Here is a 15716-nt window from a genome sequence, read left to right on the forward strand (position 1 = left end):
GGGTTATGTCGTTTGCGGTCCCGGGGGTGGAACATCCCGAGCCGGGGCCGGTGGGAGCGTTCTGAGACGGAGACCGTAGGCCTTCTCCAGTGACGGGTGCTGCCGGACCCGGCACACGAAGTCCTCGAAAACACTGGCATAGCGGTCGCTCGACTCCCGGATTTCCCGTTCCCTTCTGACGAACGGCTCCAGCGCGTCCCACGCCCTGCTCGCCCGATAACCGAGAAGCGGGACGACCAGCCCCTCGTCCGCCACCTTCCGCGCGATGAACGCGCCGCATCCGCTGTAGAAGCCGACGACCTTGGTGACGGCGAGAAACGCCTCCTCGGGCAGCAGCATGCAGCCCGTTCCCGGATCGTGCTCGTCCCGCAGCCGCTGGACGACGTACCGCTCGGCCAGCTGGAATTCCGACGACCGGAATTCTTGAAACAGCTCGACCAGAACGGGGAGCTGGTTGTTGTGGTGCATTATCCGTATCTGCCGCAGTGCCGTCGCGACGGACACGGCGAGCGCGAGCAGAGAGACCGCCAACGTGGCGGCGCCGAGCAGATCCATCCATTCCCTCGCAGTATCGATCCGCTTTTACAGCGAGCCAACGACCGGATTCGCCGAATGGTTTCGCCGGGAGGAGCACCGTCACCCGGCGGTTCCGTCGCCGGAACGGGACCGGTTCTCCCCGGGCACCGCGTGAGACGGCCTCGTACGCCGCCACGAGTCACCGTTCGTTCCCTCTCGGGTCACCCGCGCCATGGAAGGCGCATCCGCAGTTTCCGCATCCGTTTCCTGAGCCTGTTCCGCTTCGGGGTCGTCGGGAGGGAACTGGGGTAGAGCCCATAACTGGTGATCAGGGGCACGTGCCGGGGAACCCGCCAGACCAGGTCCTCGTACATGTTCGCGTACTTGTCGTCGGAGCCGCGGATCTCCCGCTCACGCAGGATGAACGGCTCCAGCGCGTCCCACGCCCTGCTCGCGCGGTATCCGATCAGCGGGACGACGAGGCTCTCTTCCGCCATCCCGCGATAGACGAAGTAACCGAAACCGCTGAAGTATCCGACCACCTTGTTGACGGCGATCCTCGCCTCGTCCGGCAAAGCGGAGCAGCCGGCCTGCGGATCGTGCTCGGTTCCGAGACGCCCCAGGACGTAGGCCTCGGCGCGCTGCCATTCAGCCGACCGGAATTCTTGGAAGAGCTCAACCAGAACGGGGAGCTGATTCGAGTTCCGCATCATCGTCGTCTGCCGTAAGGCGGTCAACACGGATACGACGAGCGCGAGCATGGCGATGGCATCGGACTGGTCCATCGATCTCCTCGGTGATATCTGAGGTCTTTTCACCGATGCCAGCGCCCGATTTCCTCGAATAGTTCACGGTGGATTCCACGTTTCGCGCGCGGTCCCGGGCGCGCCAGCGTGGGCCCACATGTGCGACAAGGGCGAACGTGAGCAGCAGGGAACCGGCGCCGGCGAGGGCCATGGCGGTGCCCGTGCTCGTGATCTCGGCGACCGTCCCCGTCAGGGACGCGGCGACGGCCTGCGTCGTCATCATGCCGCTCATGGCCAGGCCGAGGCCCTGCCCGCAGAGCCGCTCGGGCATCGCCAGCACGAGGCGTTCCTGAACGCCGAGAGTGGACCCGAACCCGAACGACGCCACGGCGACCGCGGCCAGTGCGCCCGGCCCAGGAGGGATCACGAAGAACGCCAGGTAGGGCACGGCGAGCAGAAGGGACAGGGGCAGGATCAGCCGCCCCCTCAGCTCCGGCGTGAGACGTCCCACGACCACGTCGCCGAGGAGCATGCCGGCCCCCGCCGCCACGAACAGCGAGCCGGCCGTGTCCCCGGCGTACGGGACGTAGAGCGCCTCGGCTCCGACGACGAGCCCGTTGGGCAGCCAGTGCGCCAGGAGCAGGCCCCGGGTGCGCCGGTCGGCGAAGAGCGTCCGGTTGCCCGCCCACGTGGCTCGCACGGCTGCTCGTACGGCGCCCGCGGGACCGCGTGAGGGCCTCGGCCGCAGCCCGAACCAGCTCACCCCGGCGGCGCCCAGCGCGGCGAGGGCCGCGGCCAGAAGGGCTCCGGAGACGCCGGCGGAGGTGACCAGAACGCCGCCCGCGGCGAACCCGAGGATCTGCATGACGCCGACGACGATGTTCAGCAGCGCCCGGCCCGGCACGTACTGGTCCCGGCCGAGCACGTCGGCGAGGACGGCCTGCCGGACGGCGACGGCGACGGCGTCACCGGCCCCGAGAAACAGGATCGCGAGCAGGACGGCCCGCACCGGGAGCACGTCCAAGGCCAGGCCGCACAGCGTCACCGCCCTGACGGCCTCCCAGACGGTGAGGGCCGCGCGCGGCGGAAGCCGGTCGGCCAGGGACATCACCGTCAGGGCGACGATCGCCTGCGGCAACAGCCCGGCCAGGAACGCGACCGCCGACAGCAGAGGCGAGCGGGTCACCGCGAAGACCAGCGACGCCAGCGCCAGCTGCTGCATGGTCTTGCCGGCGGTCGTCAGGCTGTGCCCGCCGAAGAGCGCCCGGAACTCGGGCACCCGCAGAACGTCACCGTAACCGACCACGATCGGAATCCTGGGGTAGGCAGGTGAGGCAGGGCCATCCTTACGTGTGGAGGCGAAACATGGTCATGCTCCGGGTCTCGGCGGACGATCTGGTGGGCATCCGGTTCGCCCTGTCGCCGATCGGCGAGACCGTCGCGGCGCTGCAGATCCTCGGCGGGCGCAGCCGCCCGGTGGAACTGCGTCCCTGGCGCGAGTACGGCCGCGCCGTCTTCGCCGGCCTCTGCCGCCGCGACCCCACCGTCGCCGCCCTGGCCGAACTGGTGGCCACCACCTCCTGGGTGCCCGACTTCGTCTGCGCGCCGCCGCCGGACCTGCGGACGACCGTCACCCGGGAACTGACCCGCATCGGTGAAACCCCCGACGAGCGGGCCCTGCGCGACCTGGAGGTGAGCAGCGGCGGCCGTCCGCCGGCCGAGAGCCTCTCGGGCCGGGGAGTCGCGAGGCGCGTCGCCGACAGCCTCTTCTCCGTCTGGAGCGAGCTGGTCGAGCCGATGTGGCCCCGCCTCCAGGCGATCGCCGAGCAGGACATGCTCTACCGGACGGGCCTGCTGACCACGCACGGCTGGTCACGGGCGCTGTCGGGGATGAACCTCGGGGTCCGCTGGCGCGGCAGCGACCGTCTCGAGATCGCCGGCATCGGCGGTCCCGACCGTGCGCTCGACGGCGCGGGCCTGACCCTGGTGCCCTGCACCCTCGGCGGACGATGGCTGGCCCTCGATCCTCCGGAGTCCTGCGCGCTGATCTACCCGGCCCGCGGCGCCGGACGGCTCTGGGGCGGCGGCGGGGTCGCGCCGGACGGCGCCGGCCGCCTGATCGGCGAGACCCGGGCCGCCGTCCTGCGCGCCCTGGACCAGCCGTCCACGACCACGCTGCTCGCCCGCGGGCTCGGCCTCAGCACGGGCGGGGTCGGCGATCACCTGGCGGTCCTGTACGACGCGGGCGCGGTGACGAAGATCCGCGACGGCCGGAGCGTGCTCTATCGGAGGACCCCCCTCGGAGACGCTCTCGTCGAGCCCGGAAGGGGACCAGGAGGTAGGGTCTGACCATATTCGGTCCATGTGCGGGCCGACCGTACACGCCGGGAGGGGACGTGCGGGTCGCCCTGTTCGTCACCTGCGTCAACGACACGCTCTTCCCGGCCACCGGGCGGGCGGTCGTGACGCTGCTGCGCCGGCTCGGCGTCGACGTCGAGTTCCCGCGCGGCCAGACCTGCTGCGGCCAGATGCACGCCAACACCGGCTACCGGGACGAGGCCGTACGGCTGGCCCGGCGCACCGTGGCGGTCCTGCGCGGCTACGACGCGGTGGTCGTGCCCTCGGGTTCGTGCGCGGCGATGATCCGCGAGCAGTACCCGAGGCTGGCCGGGCCGTCCGGGCCCTTCGCCGACGCGGTGGCGCGGGTCGTGCCCAGGACGTACGAGCTCACGGAGTTCATCGTCGACGTGCTGGGCGTGACCGATGTGGGGGCGAGCTTCCCGCACCGGGTCACCTACCACCCGACCTGCCATTCGCTGCGCGGCATCCACCTCGGCGACCGGCCGCTGACCCTGTTACGCCAGGTGAAGGGGCTCGACCTGGTGCCGCTGCCGGGCGCGGAGGAGTGCTGCGGCTTCGGCGGCACCTTCGCGCTGAAGAACGCCGACGTGTCGGCGGCGATGTGCGCCGACAAGGTGCGCGCGGTCCTCGACACCGGCGCCGAGGTGCTGTGCGCGGCCGACAACTCGTGCCTGACGCACATCGGCGGCATGCTCGCCCGGCAGAAGTCGGGCGTACGGGTGATGCATCTGGCCGAGATCCTCGGTGCGGCCGAAACCGACGAGATCGTGGCTGGGCGTCCGGTGAGCGCCCGGTGAGTGCGGAGCGTCCGAGGAGTCCGGAGCGTCCGGAGAGCGTCACCTTCCTCGGGATGCCGGCGACGCGGCCCTTCCCCCGCAACGCCGCGAGAGCCGTACGGGACTCGCAGTTGCGGTTCAACCTCCGCAAGGCGACCCGGACGATCAGGGCCAGGCGGGCGAGCGTGGTCGCGGAGGTGCCCGACTGGGCCGCGCTCCGCGAGGCCGGGCGGGCGATCAAGGACCACACCCTCCGCAACCTCGACCGATACCTGGTTCAGCTGGAGGAGGCCGTCACGGCGGCCGGGGGGCACGTGCACTGGGCCGCCGACGCGGACGAGGCCAACGAGATCGTCGCCGGCCTGGTGAAGGCCACGGGCGAGACCGAGGTCGTGAAGGTCAAGTCGATGGTCACCCAGGAGATCGGGATCAACGAGGCGCTGCTCGACCACGGCATCACGGCGTACGAGACCGACCTGGCCGAGCTCATCGTGCAACTGGGCGACGACCGGCCCTCGCACATCCTCGTCCCCGCGATCCACCGCAACCGCGCGGAGATCCGGGAGATCTTCGCCGGGCGCATGGCGGGCTGGGGCCGTCCCGCCCCAGAGGACCTGACCGACGACCCCGCGGCCCTGGCCGAGGCGGCCCGGCTGCACCTGCGCGAGCGCTTCCTGAAGACGAAGGTCGCGATCTCGGGGGCCAACTTCGCGATCGCCGAGACCGGCACCCTGGTCGTGCTGGAGTCGGAGGGCAACGGGCGGATGTGCCTCACGCTGCCGACCACCCTGATCAGCGTGGTCGGCATCGAGAAGGTGCTGCCGTCCTGGCGCGACCTGGAGGTCTTCCTGCAGCTCCTGCCCCGCAGCTCGACCGGCGAGCGGATGAACCCCTACACCTCGATGTGGGCGGGCGCGACGGAGGGCCAGGAGTTCCATCTCGTGCTGCTCGACAACGGCCGCACCCGCGTCCTCGCCGACGAGGTGGGCCGCCAGGCGCTGCGCTGCATCCGCTGCTCGGCCTGCCTCAACGTCTGCCCGGTGTACGAGCGGACGGGCGGCCACGCCTACGGGTCGGTCTACCCGGGGCCGATCGGGGCGATCCTCACGCCGCAGCTACGCGGCATGGGCTCGGAGCTGGACCGCTCGCTGCCGTACGCCTCCTCGCTGTGCGGCGCCTGCTACGACGTCTGCCCGGTGGCCATCGACATCCCGTCGGTGCTGGTCGACCTGCGCGCCCGCGCCCCGCATCCCTGGCCGGAACGCGCCGGGATGGCCGCCGCCGGCTGGGTGCTGCGGCGGTCGGGACGGCTGGCGCGGATGCAGCGGATCGGGGGGCGGCTGCGGAACCTCGCGCCCCGGCGGCTTCCCGGGCCGCTGGCGGCCTGGACGGACACCAGGGACCTGCCCGAGGTGCCCCGGGAGTCGTTCCGCGACTGGTGGGACCGCACGGACGGAGGCCGCCGATGAGCCGCTCCCGCGACCTGATCCTCGCCCGGGTCCGCCGAGCCGTCGCCGGCGTGCCCGACGTCGAGGTCCCGCGTGCCTACCGCGGCCCGTCCGGGACGCCGGGCGAGATCCGGTTGTTCGAGGAGCGGCTCCGGGACTACCGCGCGGTCGTGCACGTCGTGGACGAGGCGGGTGTGCCGGAGCGCGTCGCGCGGTCTCTCGCCGAGCGCGGGGCGCGGCGGGTCGCCGTGCCCGGGGGGTTCCCCGCGGCGTGGACGGCCGCCGTCCGCGCCGAGCGGGTCGCCGACGAGCCGCCGCCGACCGCCGCCGCTCTCGACGCGCTGGACGGCGTGCTCACAACCTGCGCGGTGGCCGTCGCGGAGACCGGCACGATCGTCATGGACGCCGGGCCGGGTCAGGGACGGCGGGCGCTGTCGCTGGTGCCCGACTATCACCTGTGCGTGGTGCGGGCGGGCCAGATTGTCGCCGGGGTCCCGGACGCGGTCGCCCGGCTGGACCCCCTCCGGCCCCTGACCTGGATCAGCGGTCCCTCCGCCACCAGCGACATCGAGCTGAACCGGGTGGAGGGCGTGCACGGCCCCCGCACGCTCGAAGTGCTGATCGTCGCCTGACGCGGGGCCGGAAGCACGTGGGCGTCAGAAGCGGAGCACGGCGCCGATGCCGTCCGGCGAGTCGATGTGATCGACGAACCACAGCTCCGCGTCCGTCGCGGCCACCGCCCGCGCGATGGCCGCGTCGGCCCGTTCCCGCACCGGCTCCTTCACTCCCCACGCGGCCAGCTCGGCCGGGTCGGCGGACAACTGGGTGGGCTCGGGCCCGATCCACATCGTCGCGGTGGAGGACGGGTCGTCACGCAGCAGCACGGTGCCGACCCGCCGGTCGCGCAGCGCGCGGGCGGTCTCCTGGAGGCCCGCCACGGCCGGTCCGGCCGCGAACGCCCCCAGCAACTCCACGCACCGGCGCTCGACCCAGGCCCGGCAGGCCGCGTCGGCCTCCTGCCGGAAGAGGTGCGGGTCGGCGCCGGGAGCGCGGCTGCCGTGCTCGGCCACCGTGAGCCGCCGTACGACGTCCTTGGCGAGATGGTCGGTCACCAGGGCCCGCGCCTTGGGATCCCCGGCCAGGACGACGACCTCGGCGCCGACGCCGTGCGCCTCCTTCTCCACGACCTCCGCGACGGCCACGGCGTTGCGGCGCCAGGTCTCCTCGACCTCCCGCTCGAAGTTCCGCTGCGACCAGCCGCCCGCTCCGGTCTTCTGGATCGGCCCTTCCGCGACCTCCACGGTCAGCTCGCGCCGCTGTCCGTCGGCCACGACGGCGACGTCGCCTCCGGCCCGGTCGGCCAGCACCTCTATGTGCGGGACGTGCTCGCCGCGCTGCGCGAGCAGCGGCACCACGTGGGGGAGCGGCGACCACCGCGCGGTCTCGCGGCGCGGACGGTGGGCGAGCGGTTCGGTGAGCACGACCTCGCCCTCCCTCGCGAAGACCGCGCGACCGGGCGCCGCCCAGACGGGATCGAGCATCAGCTCCCCGATGGGATCGAGGGCCTCCGGCGGCGCCCCCTCCGCGGCGAGGAGCTCACGCAGGTGAGCCCACCTCCGCTGGACGACGTTGGCCGCTCCTTCGGACGACCGGTCGGTGTCCAGGTAGACCGAGGCGTACGGCCCGCCCGGCTCGTACAGTCCGCGAATGAAGTCGAGTCTCACCAGGTCCCCCTACCAGCGCTGGCGTTCCACTCCGAGCCCGAGGGCCTCCGCCACCTCCCCGATGTTGTGGAACCTCATCTCGGGCAGCCGCCGTACGGCGTCGATGACGGCGTCGGGGGCGTTCTTGCGCTCGGCGTGGTCGAGCAGCTTGACGGGGTCGGCGGGGAAGCCCGCGTCGCTGAGCCAGGTGGCGAGGTGGCTGCGGCGCTCCACATCGGCGGGGGTGATGCCGAGCGGCGTCCCCGGCTCGCGGCCGGGCGGCTGACGGCGCGGTGGCGACATGTCCTGTTCGAGCTGCTGGGTCGGCTCCGTCTCGCGCCACTCCTCGGCCCGGCTGGTCCCGGAGCCCTGCACGAGGCCCTGCGTCTCGTGCTTCTGCTGTTCGTCAAGGCGGCGGCCGTGCTTGTCGCTGCCGCGTTGGATACTCATGACCTCACCTCCCGATTAGGGTCACTGTCGTGCCTCGTACCCGAACCCCCTGCCCCAAACATCGAGAACGGTGACGACGTGCCCTACTTAACCGCCGACGGGCGAAAAATCCCCGTATGTGATGGAGCGATGCGTTGTTCGACGAACGGCTGACGATCAACACCGAGCGGCTGGTCCTGCGGCCGTTCGGCCCGGGGGACGCGGGCCAGGTTCGGGCGATCATCGAGGACGGCGCCCACACCACCGCGCTGCCGCCCGGCGCGCCGGGGCACGCCACCGGGATCGGCCAGTGGCTGGCGCACGGCGTGCACGAGCTGTGGCGCTCGGGACAGGGCATCCACCTGGCGATGCACGCCAGGGACGGGATGGTCGGATCGATCAGCATGTTCAAGGCCCAGTGGGGCGCGGGCATCGCCGAGGTGGGGTACGGCGTGCACCCCGGGTACCGCCGCCGGGGATACGCGACCGAGGCGGTGCGGGGGCTCGCCGGCCGCCTGCTGGGGACGGGGGTGCTGCGCCGCGTCGAACTGCGGGCCAACGCCGACAACCTGGCGTCGATCCGGGTCGCGGAGAAGGCCGGCTTCGTCCGAGAGGGCCTGCTGCGCGGTGCCGGGTTCGAGGACGACGGCCCGCACGACCTGGTGGTCTTCGGCAGGCTCCGCGGAGACGAGCGGCAGGCGCCGCGCCGCCGGATCGAGAGCGAGCGGCTGGTCCTGCGGCCGTTCGCCCGGCAGGACGCCTTCGACATGGTCGAGGCGGTCAGAGGTGACGCGGAGATCGCCCGCTGGATGCCGTGGGCCGAGGGCTACACGCTGGAGCGCGCGCTGGAGTGGTGCACCCGCCTCGCGCACGCGCCGGGCCCCGGCTATGGTGGCAACTTCGCGATACAGCCGCGGGACGGGGGACGGCTCGCCGGCGCCGTCGGCGTGCAGCGCGAGGACCACGAGCGCGGCGACGCGGAGCTGGGGTACTGGATCGCGCCGTGGGCCAGGCGCCAGGGGTACGCCGTGGAGGCGGTCCGCATGGCCACCGCGCACCTGTTCGATCTCGGGTTCCACCGGGCCCACCTGCTGGTGGCGACGGGCAACCGGGCCAGCCAGGCGGTCGCGAGGAAGGCCGGGTTCATTGAGGAGGGCATCATGCGGCAGGCACTGCCTGTGCCGGGAGGCTGGGCCGACGCCGTGCTCTTCAGCATCCTCAACGGGGAAATTTCATGGCAATAGGTAAAGAATCGCTCTAGACCCTGGGCCCTCCGGTCAAGAGACCTCCATGATTGGGGCCGAAAGGTTATTCTCGCCTGCCAGAGCGTCCCGCCGGCCGGCGGGGACGACGGAGCGGCCCGGCCGGGTCGCCGGCCGTCCGGAGCGGACCGGCAGTGAGTGCCGGCGGTGAGTGGAGGCGAGCACGAGCGACTCCATACGACGAGGAAGCGCCCGCCGTCACGCGTGCCCGGCACCCCGCCCACGGCACGACCGGTGAGCACGGGCGCCGCGGCGGAGGCGGGGAATCGGGGAGAGCGGGGGATCGTGAACGACACGCAGGTCAACGCAGGGGAGATCGATTAGATGAAACCGCCGCTGCTGCTCATCGGCCATGGCACCCACGATGAGACCGGCGTGGCCGAGTTCGGCAGGTTCGTCCACCGGCTCCGCTGCCGCCTCGACGGGCTTCCCGCCGAGGTGAGCGGCGGCTTCATCACGAACGCCCGCCCCCAGCTCGGCCAGTCCATCGCCTCCCTGGTGGCCCGGGGCCACCACCACCTGGTGGCCCTGCCGCTCAGCCTGACCGGCGACCGGCGCGCGCTCGGGGACATCCCCGGCACCATGGCCCTCGAACAGGAACGGCATCCGACGCTGGAGTACGACCTCGGCCGCCCGCTCGGGCCCGATCCCCGCGTGCTCAGGCTGCTCGCGGAGCGACTCGCCGACGCCCGCGCCGAGATGCCCCGGTTCGTCGCCGACGAGCCGCCCGCCGAGATCACGCCGGGCGAGACCGCGGTCGTCCTCGTCGGGCACGGCTCCACCGACCCCGCCGTGAACGCCGAGGTCCACCGGGTCTCGCGGCTGTTCTGGGAGACCCACGCCGCCGACCTGCTGACCGTGGAGACCGCGTACGTCTCGCACACCCGACCCGGCGTGCCCGGGGGCCTGGAGCGCTGCCGCAGGCTCGGCGCGAAGCGCGTGATCGTCCTTCCGTACGTCCTGTTCGCGGGCGCCGTCCTCGAACGCATCTGGGCGCAGGCGCTCGCCTACGGCGCCAACCACGAGGGGCTCGACATCCGCTGCGCCGAGGTGATCGGCGACTGCGAGGGCCTCGCCGACGTGGTCATCGACCGGTACGAGGAGGCGCTCGCGGGCGCCGGGCACTCCCCGGGGCCGGTCACGGTCCCCGCCGCGACGCGACCGGCCCCGGCGGTTTCGGGCCGCCCGTCCGTCGTCGGGCCGGTCGCCGTGCCCGCGATCGGGACGGCGGGGCCGGACGTGGCCGTGATCGAGACGCTCGACGCCGACGCTCTCGACGTGGAGACGTTCGACGCCGAGGTGCTCTCCCCGGAGGCGTTCGACGCGGAGGTCTTCGGCACTGAGCCGTTCGATCCCGAGGCGTTCGACGCTGACGCTTTCGATCCCGAGGCGTTCGACCCGGATGCGTTCGACGGTGAATCGTTCGAGGCCGAGGCGTTCGACGGGAGGACGGAGGCCGCCGCCGAGACCGATACCATGATCGGCGCGACCGGCCACGCCGAGGCCGTCACGGAGATCCGCGGCGGTTCCCCCGACGGACCGCTCGCCCAGCCCGGAGTGGCCAGCGCGGTGTAGCCCGGCTCGTTCGGGCGCGACGAGCAGGTGGGCGTGGCGGGCCGGCAGGCCGGCGTACCGGACCGGAGCGCTGGTTCAGCCTCGCGGGCCGACGTGGTGGGCTGACGCGGCGGAGCCGCGACGAAGCGAGGAGAGAGATCATGACGTCCCTCGGCGAGACGCTCGGCGCCGTCCGGCCGGTCGAGCCCGGCCCGATGGCGGAGGCCCGGGCGCATCAGGACCGGCTCACCAAGCCGAGCGGCTCTCTGGGGGTGCTGGAAGACGTCGCGGTCCGGCTGGCCGGCATCGCGGGCGCCTGCCCGCCGCCGCTCCCCGCCCCGGCCGCCCTGGCGATCTTCGCGGCGGACCACGGTGTGCACGCGCAGGGGGTGAGCCCCTGGCCGCAGGAGGTCACCGCGCAGATGGTGGCCAACTTCGCCGCCGGGGGAGCGGTCGCCAACGCCTTCGCCGCGCAGGTGGGCGCGTCGGTGACCGTGGTGGACGTGGGCGTCGCGGCCGACCTGGCTCCCGCCGACGGACTGCTCGTCCGCAAGGTCGCGTACGGCACGGCCGACCTGTCCCAGGGCCCGGCGATGACGCGGGACCAGGCGACCGCGGCCCTGACGGCCGGCGCCGAGGTCGCCCGCGATCTCGTCGCCGCGGGCGCGCGGTGCCTGGTGACCGGCGACATGGGCATCGCGAACACTACCGCCTCGGCCGCCCTGATCTGCGCCTTCACGGGCAGGGAGGCCGCCGGGGTCACCGGGCGGGGCACCGGAGTCGACGACGCGACCTACCAGCGCAAGATCGAGATCGTCCGGCGCGGACTGCGGGCCAACGGGATCGCCGAGGCGGAGGCCGTACCCGGCGGCCCGGACGCCGCGCTGCGCGTGCTCGCGGCGGTCGGCGGGCTGGAGCACGCGGCGATCGCGGGGTTCGTGATCGGCGCCGCCGCGGCCCGGGTGCCGGTGATCCTCGACGGGGTGATCGCCGGAGCCGCGGCCCTGGCGGCGAGCGCGCTCGCCCCGGACACCGTCGGATACTGCCTGGCCGGGCACCGGTCGGCGGAGCCCGGGCACGCGGTGGCACTGACGCACCTGGGCCTGGAGCCCCTCGTCGACCTGCGGCTCCGCCTCGGGGAGGGCACCGGCGGCCTGCTCGCCCACCCTCTCGTCAGCGCGGCGGCGCGGGTGATGCACGAGGTCGCCACCTTCGACTCCGCCGGCGTGGCGGACAAGGGCGATTGAGCCGGTGGACGACCCGTCCGCGGCCCCGCCGGTCTCGTCCGGTGAATGCGGCCGGAGCCCAGCGGGTAGGTTTGCCTCCTAACCATGCACCCTTGACGCAACAGGGAGACTGAGGTCATGGCGCCCTACCTGCTCGGCCTGCGCCTCGACGGGCGGCGTGTGCTCGTGGTCGGCGGCGGACGCGTCGCTCAGAGGCGGATCCCCGCGCTGCTCGACGCGGGAGCCTCCGTCACCCTGATCTCGCCCAGTGTGACCCCCGCGCTGGACGATCTCATCGCCGCCGGGCGGGTGACCTGGGAAGGGCGTCCGTACCAGGTCGGCGACTGCGACGGTGCGTGGCTCGTGCACGTCTGCACCGACCACCGCGAGGTCAACACCGCGGTCGCCGCCGAGGCCGAGGCCAAGCGCATCTGGTGCGTCAGGGCGGACGACAAGGACGCCTCCGCCGCCTGGACCCCCGCGCACGGCCGGGTGGACGAGATCGGCGTCGCGGTCACCGCGGGCGGCGATCCCCGGCGGGCGGCGGGAATCCGCGACGCCATCGTCGGCGCGCTCAGGGACGGGACCGTCGACGCCCGGCGGCACCGCACCAGGCCGGTCGGGGTGGCCCTGGTCGGCGGCGGCCCCGGCGACCCCGGCCTGATCACCGTGCGCGGCCGCCAGCTTCTGGCCCAGGCCGACGTGGTGGTGGCCGACCGCCTGGCGCCGCGCGCCCTTCTGGACGAGCTTTCCCCCGACGTCGAGCTGATCGACGCCGCGAAGGTCCCGTACGGCCGGTCGCTGTCCCAGGAGAAGATCAACGAGCTGCTCGTCGAGCACGCCCGGATGGGCAAGTTCGTCGTACGGCTCAAGGGCGGCGATCCCTTCGTCTTCGGCCGGGGCGGCGAGGAGATGATCGCCTGCGCCCGCGCGGGCATCCCGGTGACCGTGGTGCCCGGGATCACCAGCGCGGTCGCGGTTCCCGGCGCGGCCGGGGTGCCGGTCACCCATCGCGGTGTGAGCCAGGAGTTCCATGTCGTCTCGGTGCACGTCGCGCCCGGCGACCCGAGGTCCACCGTCGACTGGCCGGGACTGGCGCGATCCGCGGGAACCCTGATACTTCTGATGGCGGTCGAAAGGATCAAGGAGATCGCCGAGGCGCTGCTTCGAGACGGACGTTCGCCGGAAACTCCCGTGATGGTGGTACAGGACGGTACTCTTCCGACCCAGCGAGCCGTTACCGCGACCTTGTCGACGGTGGCGGAACGGGTGACCGCGGCCGGAGTGCGGCCTCCGGCGATCGTGATCGTCGGCGAGGTCGTCAAGGTCGGCCAGGAGATCGAAATGGTGCGAGCGGAGCGGGTTCCGTGAGATCGGCAGCCAGGAAGACGCCCGACCACGGGACCGGTGCGGGTTCGGGCGAGGCCGTGACCGGCGAGCCGGGCGCCGGGGATCCGCCACCCGAGTCGCCGGGGGAGCGGACGGTCGCGTTCCCCCAGATCCGCGACGACGTCCCCGTCCTGCGGCCCGGCGATCCGGAGCTCGCGACCCGCCACGCTCCGTCCGAGATCTCCGGCCCCGGCGGACCCGGGACGGACGAGGCCGTGCCCGGCGCGGCGGACGACGGGTCAACTCCGGACGAGGACGGATCTGGGGCGGCGCCCGGAGACGTACGAGACGACGGCCCGGACGACGCCGCCGAGGACGACACGGAGAACGCCGCCGAAGGCGACGCGGACCCGGCGGACGCGGCCGGGGAGGTAGCGGCGGCAGGCGTCGCCGGCGCGGAGGAAGCCACCCGCGCGACCGGCGCGGAGGACCCGGCGGACGCGACGGACCCGGAAGCCGAGGCCGACCCGGAAGCCGAGGCGGGCGCGACCGGCACGGAGGACGGCGAGAACGCCGAGGACGCGGCAGACGGCGAGGACCTACCGGGCGAAGACGGCGAGGACGGCGAGGACCGGGTCCGCGAGATCCCGATGCCGGAACCGGTCTCCGCCGCGCTGACGGACGCGCTCAACCAGCTTCGCACGGCGGTCAAGGACCTGCACTTCGGCCTCGACGTGCCGGGGTCGGAGGAGGCGCGCAAGGCGCAGGCGGCCGTGCTGGCCCAGCTCGACGACTACGTCATCCCGCGCGTCCACCTGAGCACCGCGCCCGCCCTGATCGTCGTGGCGGGGTCCACGGGGGCGGGCAAGTCCACCATCGTCAACTCGCTCGCGGGACGCCGGGTCACGGCCACGGGAGTGCGCCGCCCGACCACGGGCACGCCCGTGCTCGCCGTCCATCCCGGCGACCTCGAGTGGTACGCGCGGGGCGATCTCCTCGGCGGCCTGGAGAGGCTCGACGAGCCCCCGGCCGAGGCCGCGCCCGGCGGCGTCGTCCTGGTGCCGAGCCCGTCGATGCCCGCGGGGGTGGCCCTGCTCGACACGCCCGACATCGACTCGGTCGTGGAGGAGCACCACGAGATCGCGCACCGCATGCTGGACGCCGCCGACCTGTGGGTGTTCGTCACCACGGCGTCCCGCTACGCCGACGCGCCGTCGTGGGGCCTGCTGCGGCGGGCCAAGGAGCGCCGGGCGCGCCTGGTCATCGTGCTGTCCCGGGTGCCGGCCCGGTCCCGCGACGTCATCATGAAGCACTTCGGCCGGATGCTGAAGGAGTACGGCCTCGGCGACGTCGAGCGGTTCGTCATCAACGAGACGTCCGTCCAGGCAGGGCGGCTGCCCGAGATCGAGATCGCCGAGCTGCGGATGTGGCTGACCGGGCTGTCCATCGACGACGAACGGCGGGAGGAGGCTGTACGGACGACGCTGAACGGCGTGCTCAACAGCTTCCGCACCCGCCTGCCCGCGCTCGCCCGGCACCTGGAGACCCAGGTCGCGCTGCGCGCCGACCTGCGCTCCGACGTGGACGCGGCGTACATGGGGGCGCTCACGGACATCGACGAGGCGACCCGGGACGGCTCGCTGCTGCGGGGCGAGGTGCTCGCGCGGTGGCAGGACTTCGCCGGCTCCGGCGACCTCATGCGCACGCTGCAGCTGCGCCGCGGCGCCAAGGGCCAGCACCAGGGCCCCGAGCGGATCCGCGGGCTGAAGGCGGCGATCCGCGCCGGCCTCGAATCCCTGGTCACCTCGGCCGTCGAGCGGGCCGCCGAGGAGGTCGTGACCCGGTGGAGGCAGCGCGCGGGCGCGGGCGACCGGCTCGCCGCGACGCCCGGGCTCGGCCGGCCTCCGGAGGACATCGCCCGCAGGACCGCGAGGACGGTCGCCGCCTGGCAGGAGCACGTCACCGAGCTGATCCGCACCGAGGGCGTGACCAAGCGCTCGGTGGCCAAGCTGGTCTCGTTCGACGTGGAGTCGCTTTCGCTGATCTTCATGATCGGCCTGCTCGGCTACGGCGCCACGGACCCGCAGACCGCCACCGGCGCCGCGGCGCTGCCCCAGCGGCTGCTGCGCGGCCTGCTCGGGGCCGAGTCGCTGCGCAGCATCAGCGCCAAGGCCCGCAGCGACCTGCGGGCCAGAATCGGCCTGCTCTTCGACGAGGAGACGCTCAGGTACGTCGACGCCCTCGACAGCGCGGGCATACCGGATGAGGCCGCGGCGACGCGGCTCTACCAGGCGACGTACAACCTCGAGGTCGCACGATGACGGAGCCCATCCGGCCCGGACGCCCCGGGCACCGACGGTGAGGGA

14 protein-coding genes are annotated in these 15716 nt (G+C 73.2%); 9 read left to right on the plus strand and 5 right to left on the minus strand.

Going from position 1 to position 15716, the window contains the following annotated elements:
• Nucleotides 1–3 precede the first annotated feature (3 nt).
• The 3 genes from Mam01_RS07345 to Mam01_RS07355 all read right to left on the minus strand — a co-directional run bounded on the left by Mam01_RS07345 (nucleotide 4) and on the right by Mam01_RS07355 (nucleotide 2568).
• Nucleotides 4–555 carry a DUF4760 domain-containing protein gene (locus Mam01_RS07345; RefSeq protein ID WP_204284626.1) on the minus strand — a complete coding sequence of 184 codons (552 nt, stop codon included), beginning with the start codon at nucleotides 553–555 and terminating at the stop codon, nucleotides 4–6.
• Between the two features lie 182 nt (nucleotides 556–737).
• The gene (locus tag Mam01_RS37850) at nucleotides 738–1301 is read right to left on the minus strand and encodes a DUF4760 domain-containing protein (RefSeq protein ID WP_444980301.1); all 564 of its coding nucleotides are present in this window, start codon (nucleotides 1299–1301) and stop codon (nucleotides 738–740) included.
• Entirely contained in the window at nucleotides 1192–2568 is a 1377-nt protein-coding gene (locus Mam01_RS07355; protein WP_204284628.1) for an MFS transporter, read from the minus strand. The genes Mam01_RS37850 and Mam01_RS07355 overlap by 110 nt, the downstream gene beginning before the upstream one ends.
• Nucleotides 2569–2627: 59 nt before the next feature.
• On the opposite strand from Mam01_RS07355, the gene Mam01_RS07360 reads away from it, so the two are divergent.
• Genes Mam01_RS07360 through Mam01_RS07375 form a run of 4 tightly spaced genes read left to right on the plus strand, consistent with a single transcriptional unit; the run spans nucleotide 2628 to nucleotide 6479 of the window.
• The gene (locus Mam01_RS07360; protein ID WP_204284629.1) at nucleotides 2628–3611 is read left to right on the plus strand and encodes an ArsR/SmtB family transcription factor; all 984 of its coding nucleotides are present in this window, start codon (nucleotides 2628–2630) and stop codon (nucleotides 3609–3611) included.
• A 47-nt stretch (nucleotides 3612–3658) separates the two neighbouring features.
• Nucleotides 3659–4420 (plus strand): (Fe-S)-binding protein, encoded by a 762-nt coding sequence (locus tag Mam01_RS07365; protein WP_204284630.1) that lies wholly within the window; start codon nucleotides 3659–3661, stop codon nucleotides 4418–4420.
• Nucleotides 4421–4473: 53 nt separating this feature from the next.
• Entirely contained in the window at nucleotides 4474–5868 is a 1395-nt protein-coding gene (locus Mam01_RS07370) for a lactate utilization protein B (RefSeq protein ID WP_204284710.1), read from the plus strand.
• Nucleotides 5865–6479, plus strand: coding sequence for a LutC/YkgG family protein (locus Mam01_RS07375; protein WP_204284631.1), 615 nt, complete (start codon nucleotides 5865–5867; stop codon nucleotides 6477–6479). The genes Mam01_RS07370 and Mam01_RS07375 overlap by 4 nt, the downstream gene beginning before the upstream one ends.
• A gap of 24 nt (nucleotides 6480–6503) precedes the next feature.
• Here the strand turns inward: Mam01_RS07375 and Mam01_RS07380 are convergent, their stop codons facing one another.
• Together Mam01_RS07380 and Mam01_RS07385 are read right to left on the minus strand one after the other, a co-directional pair.
• Entirely contained in the window at nucleotides 6504–7571 is a 1068-nt protein-coding gene (locus Mam01_RS07380) for a baeRF2 domain-containing protein (protein WP_204284632.1), read from the minus strand.
• Between the two features lie 9 nt (nucleotides 7572–7580).
• Nucleotides 7581–8000 carry a DUF2795 domain-containing protein gene (locus Mam01_RS07385; protein WP_204284633.1) on the minus strand — a complete coding sequence of 140 codons (420 nt, stop codon included), beginning with the start codon at nucleotides 7998–8000 and terminating at the stop codon, nucleotides 7581–7583.
• Between the two features lie 134 nt (nucleotides 8001–8134).
• Here Mam01_RS07385 and Mam01_RS07390 point away from each other — a divergent pair, with 134 nt between their 5' ends.
• The 5 genes from Mam01_RS07390 to Mam01_RS07410 all read left to right on the plus strand — a co-directional run bounded on the left by Mam01_RS07390 (nucleotide 8135) and on the right by Mam01_RS07410 (nucleotide 15671).
• Nucleotides 8135–9223, plus strand: coding sequence for a GNAT family N-acetyltransferase (locus Mam01_RS07390; protein ID WP_204284634.1), 1089 nt, complete (start codon nucleotides 8135–8137; stop codon nucleotides 9221–9223).
• A 342-nt stretch (nucleotides 9224–9565) separates the two neighbouring features.
• Nucleotides 9566–10816: a sirohydrochlorin chelatase gene (locus Mam01_RS07395; protein ID WP_204284635.1), complete on the plus strand. Its 1251-nt coding sequence runs from the start codon at nucleotides 9566–9568 to the stop codon at nucleotides 10814–10816.
• A 140-nt stretch (nucleotides 10817–10956) separates the two neighbouring features.
• Nucleotides 10957–12042 carry a nicotinate-nucleotide--dimethylbenzimidazole phosphoribosyltransferase gene (gene cobT, locus Mam01_RS07400; protein ID WP_204284636.1) on the plus strand — a complete coding sequence of 362 codons (1086 nt, stop codon included), beginning with the start codon at nucleotides 10957–10959 and terminating at the stop codon, nucleotides 12040–12042.
• A 117-nt stretch (nucleotides 12043–12159) separates the two neighbouring features.
• Nucleotides 12160–13392, plus strand: coding sequence for a uroporphyrinogen-III C-methyltransferase (gene cobA, locus Mam01_RS07405; RefSeq protein ID WP_204284637.1), 1233 nt, complete (start codon nucleotides 12160–12162; stop codon nucleotides 13390–13392).
• Complete coding sequence (locus tag Mam01_RS07410; protein WP_239101110.1) at nucleotides 13389–15671, plus strand: GTPase; 2283 nt, start codon at nucleotides 13389–13391, stop codon at nucleotides 15669–15671. Before cobA ends, Mam01_RS07410 begins: the two co-directional genes overlap by 4 nt.
• Nucleotides 15672–15716: the final 45 nt, after the last annotated feature.

The organism is Microbispora amethystogenes (assembly GCF_016863015.1).
Taxonomy (GTDB): domain Bacteria; phylum Actinomycetota; class Actinomycetes; order Streptosporangiales; family Streptosporangiaceae; genus Microbispora; species Microbispora amethystogenes.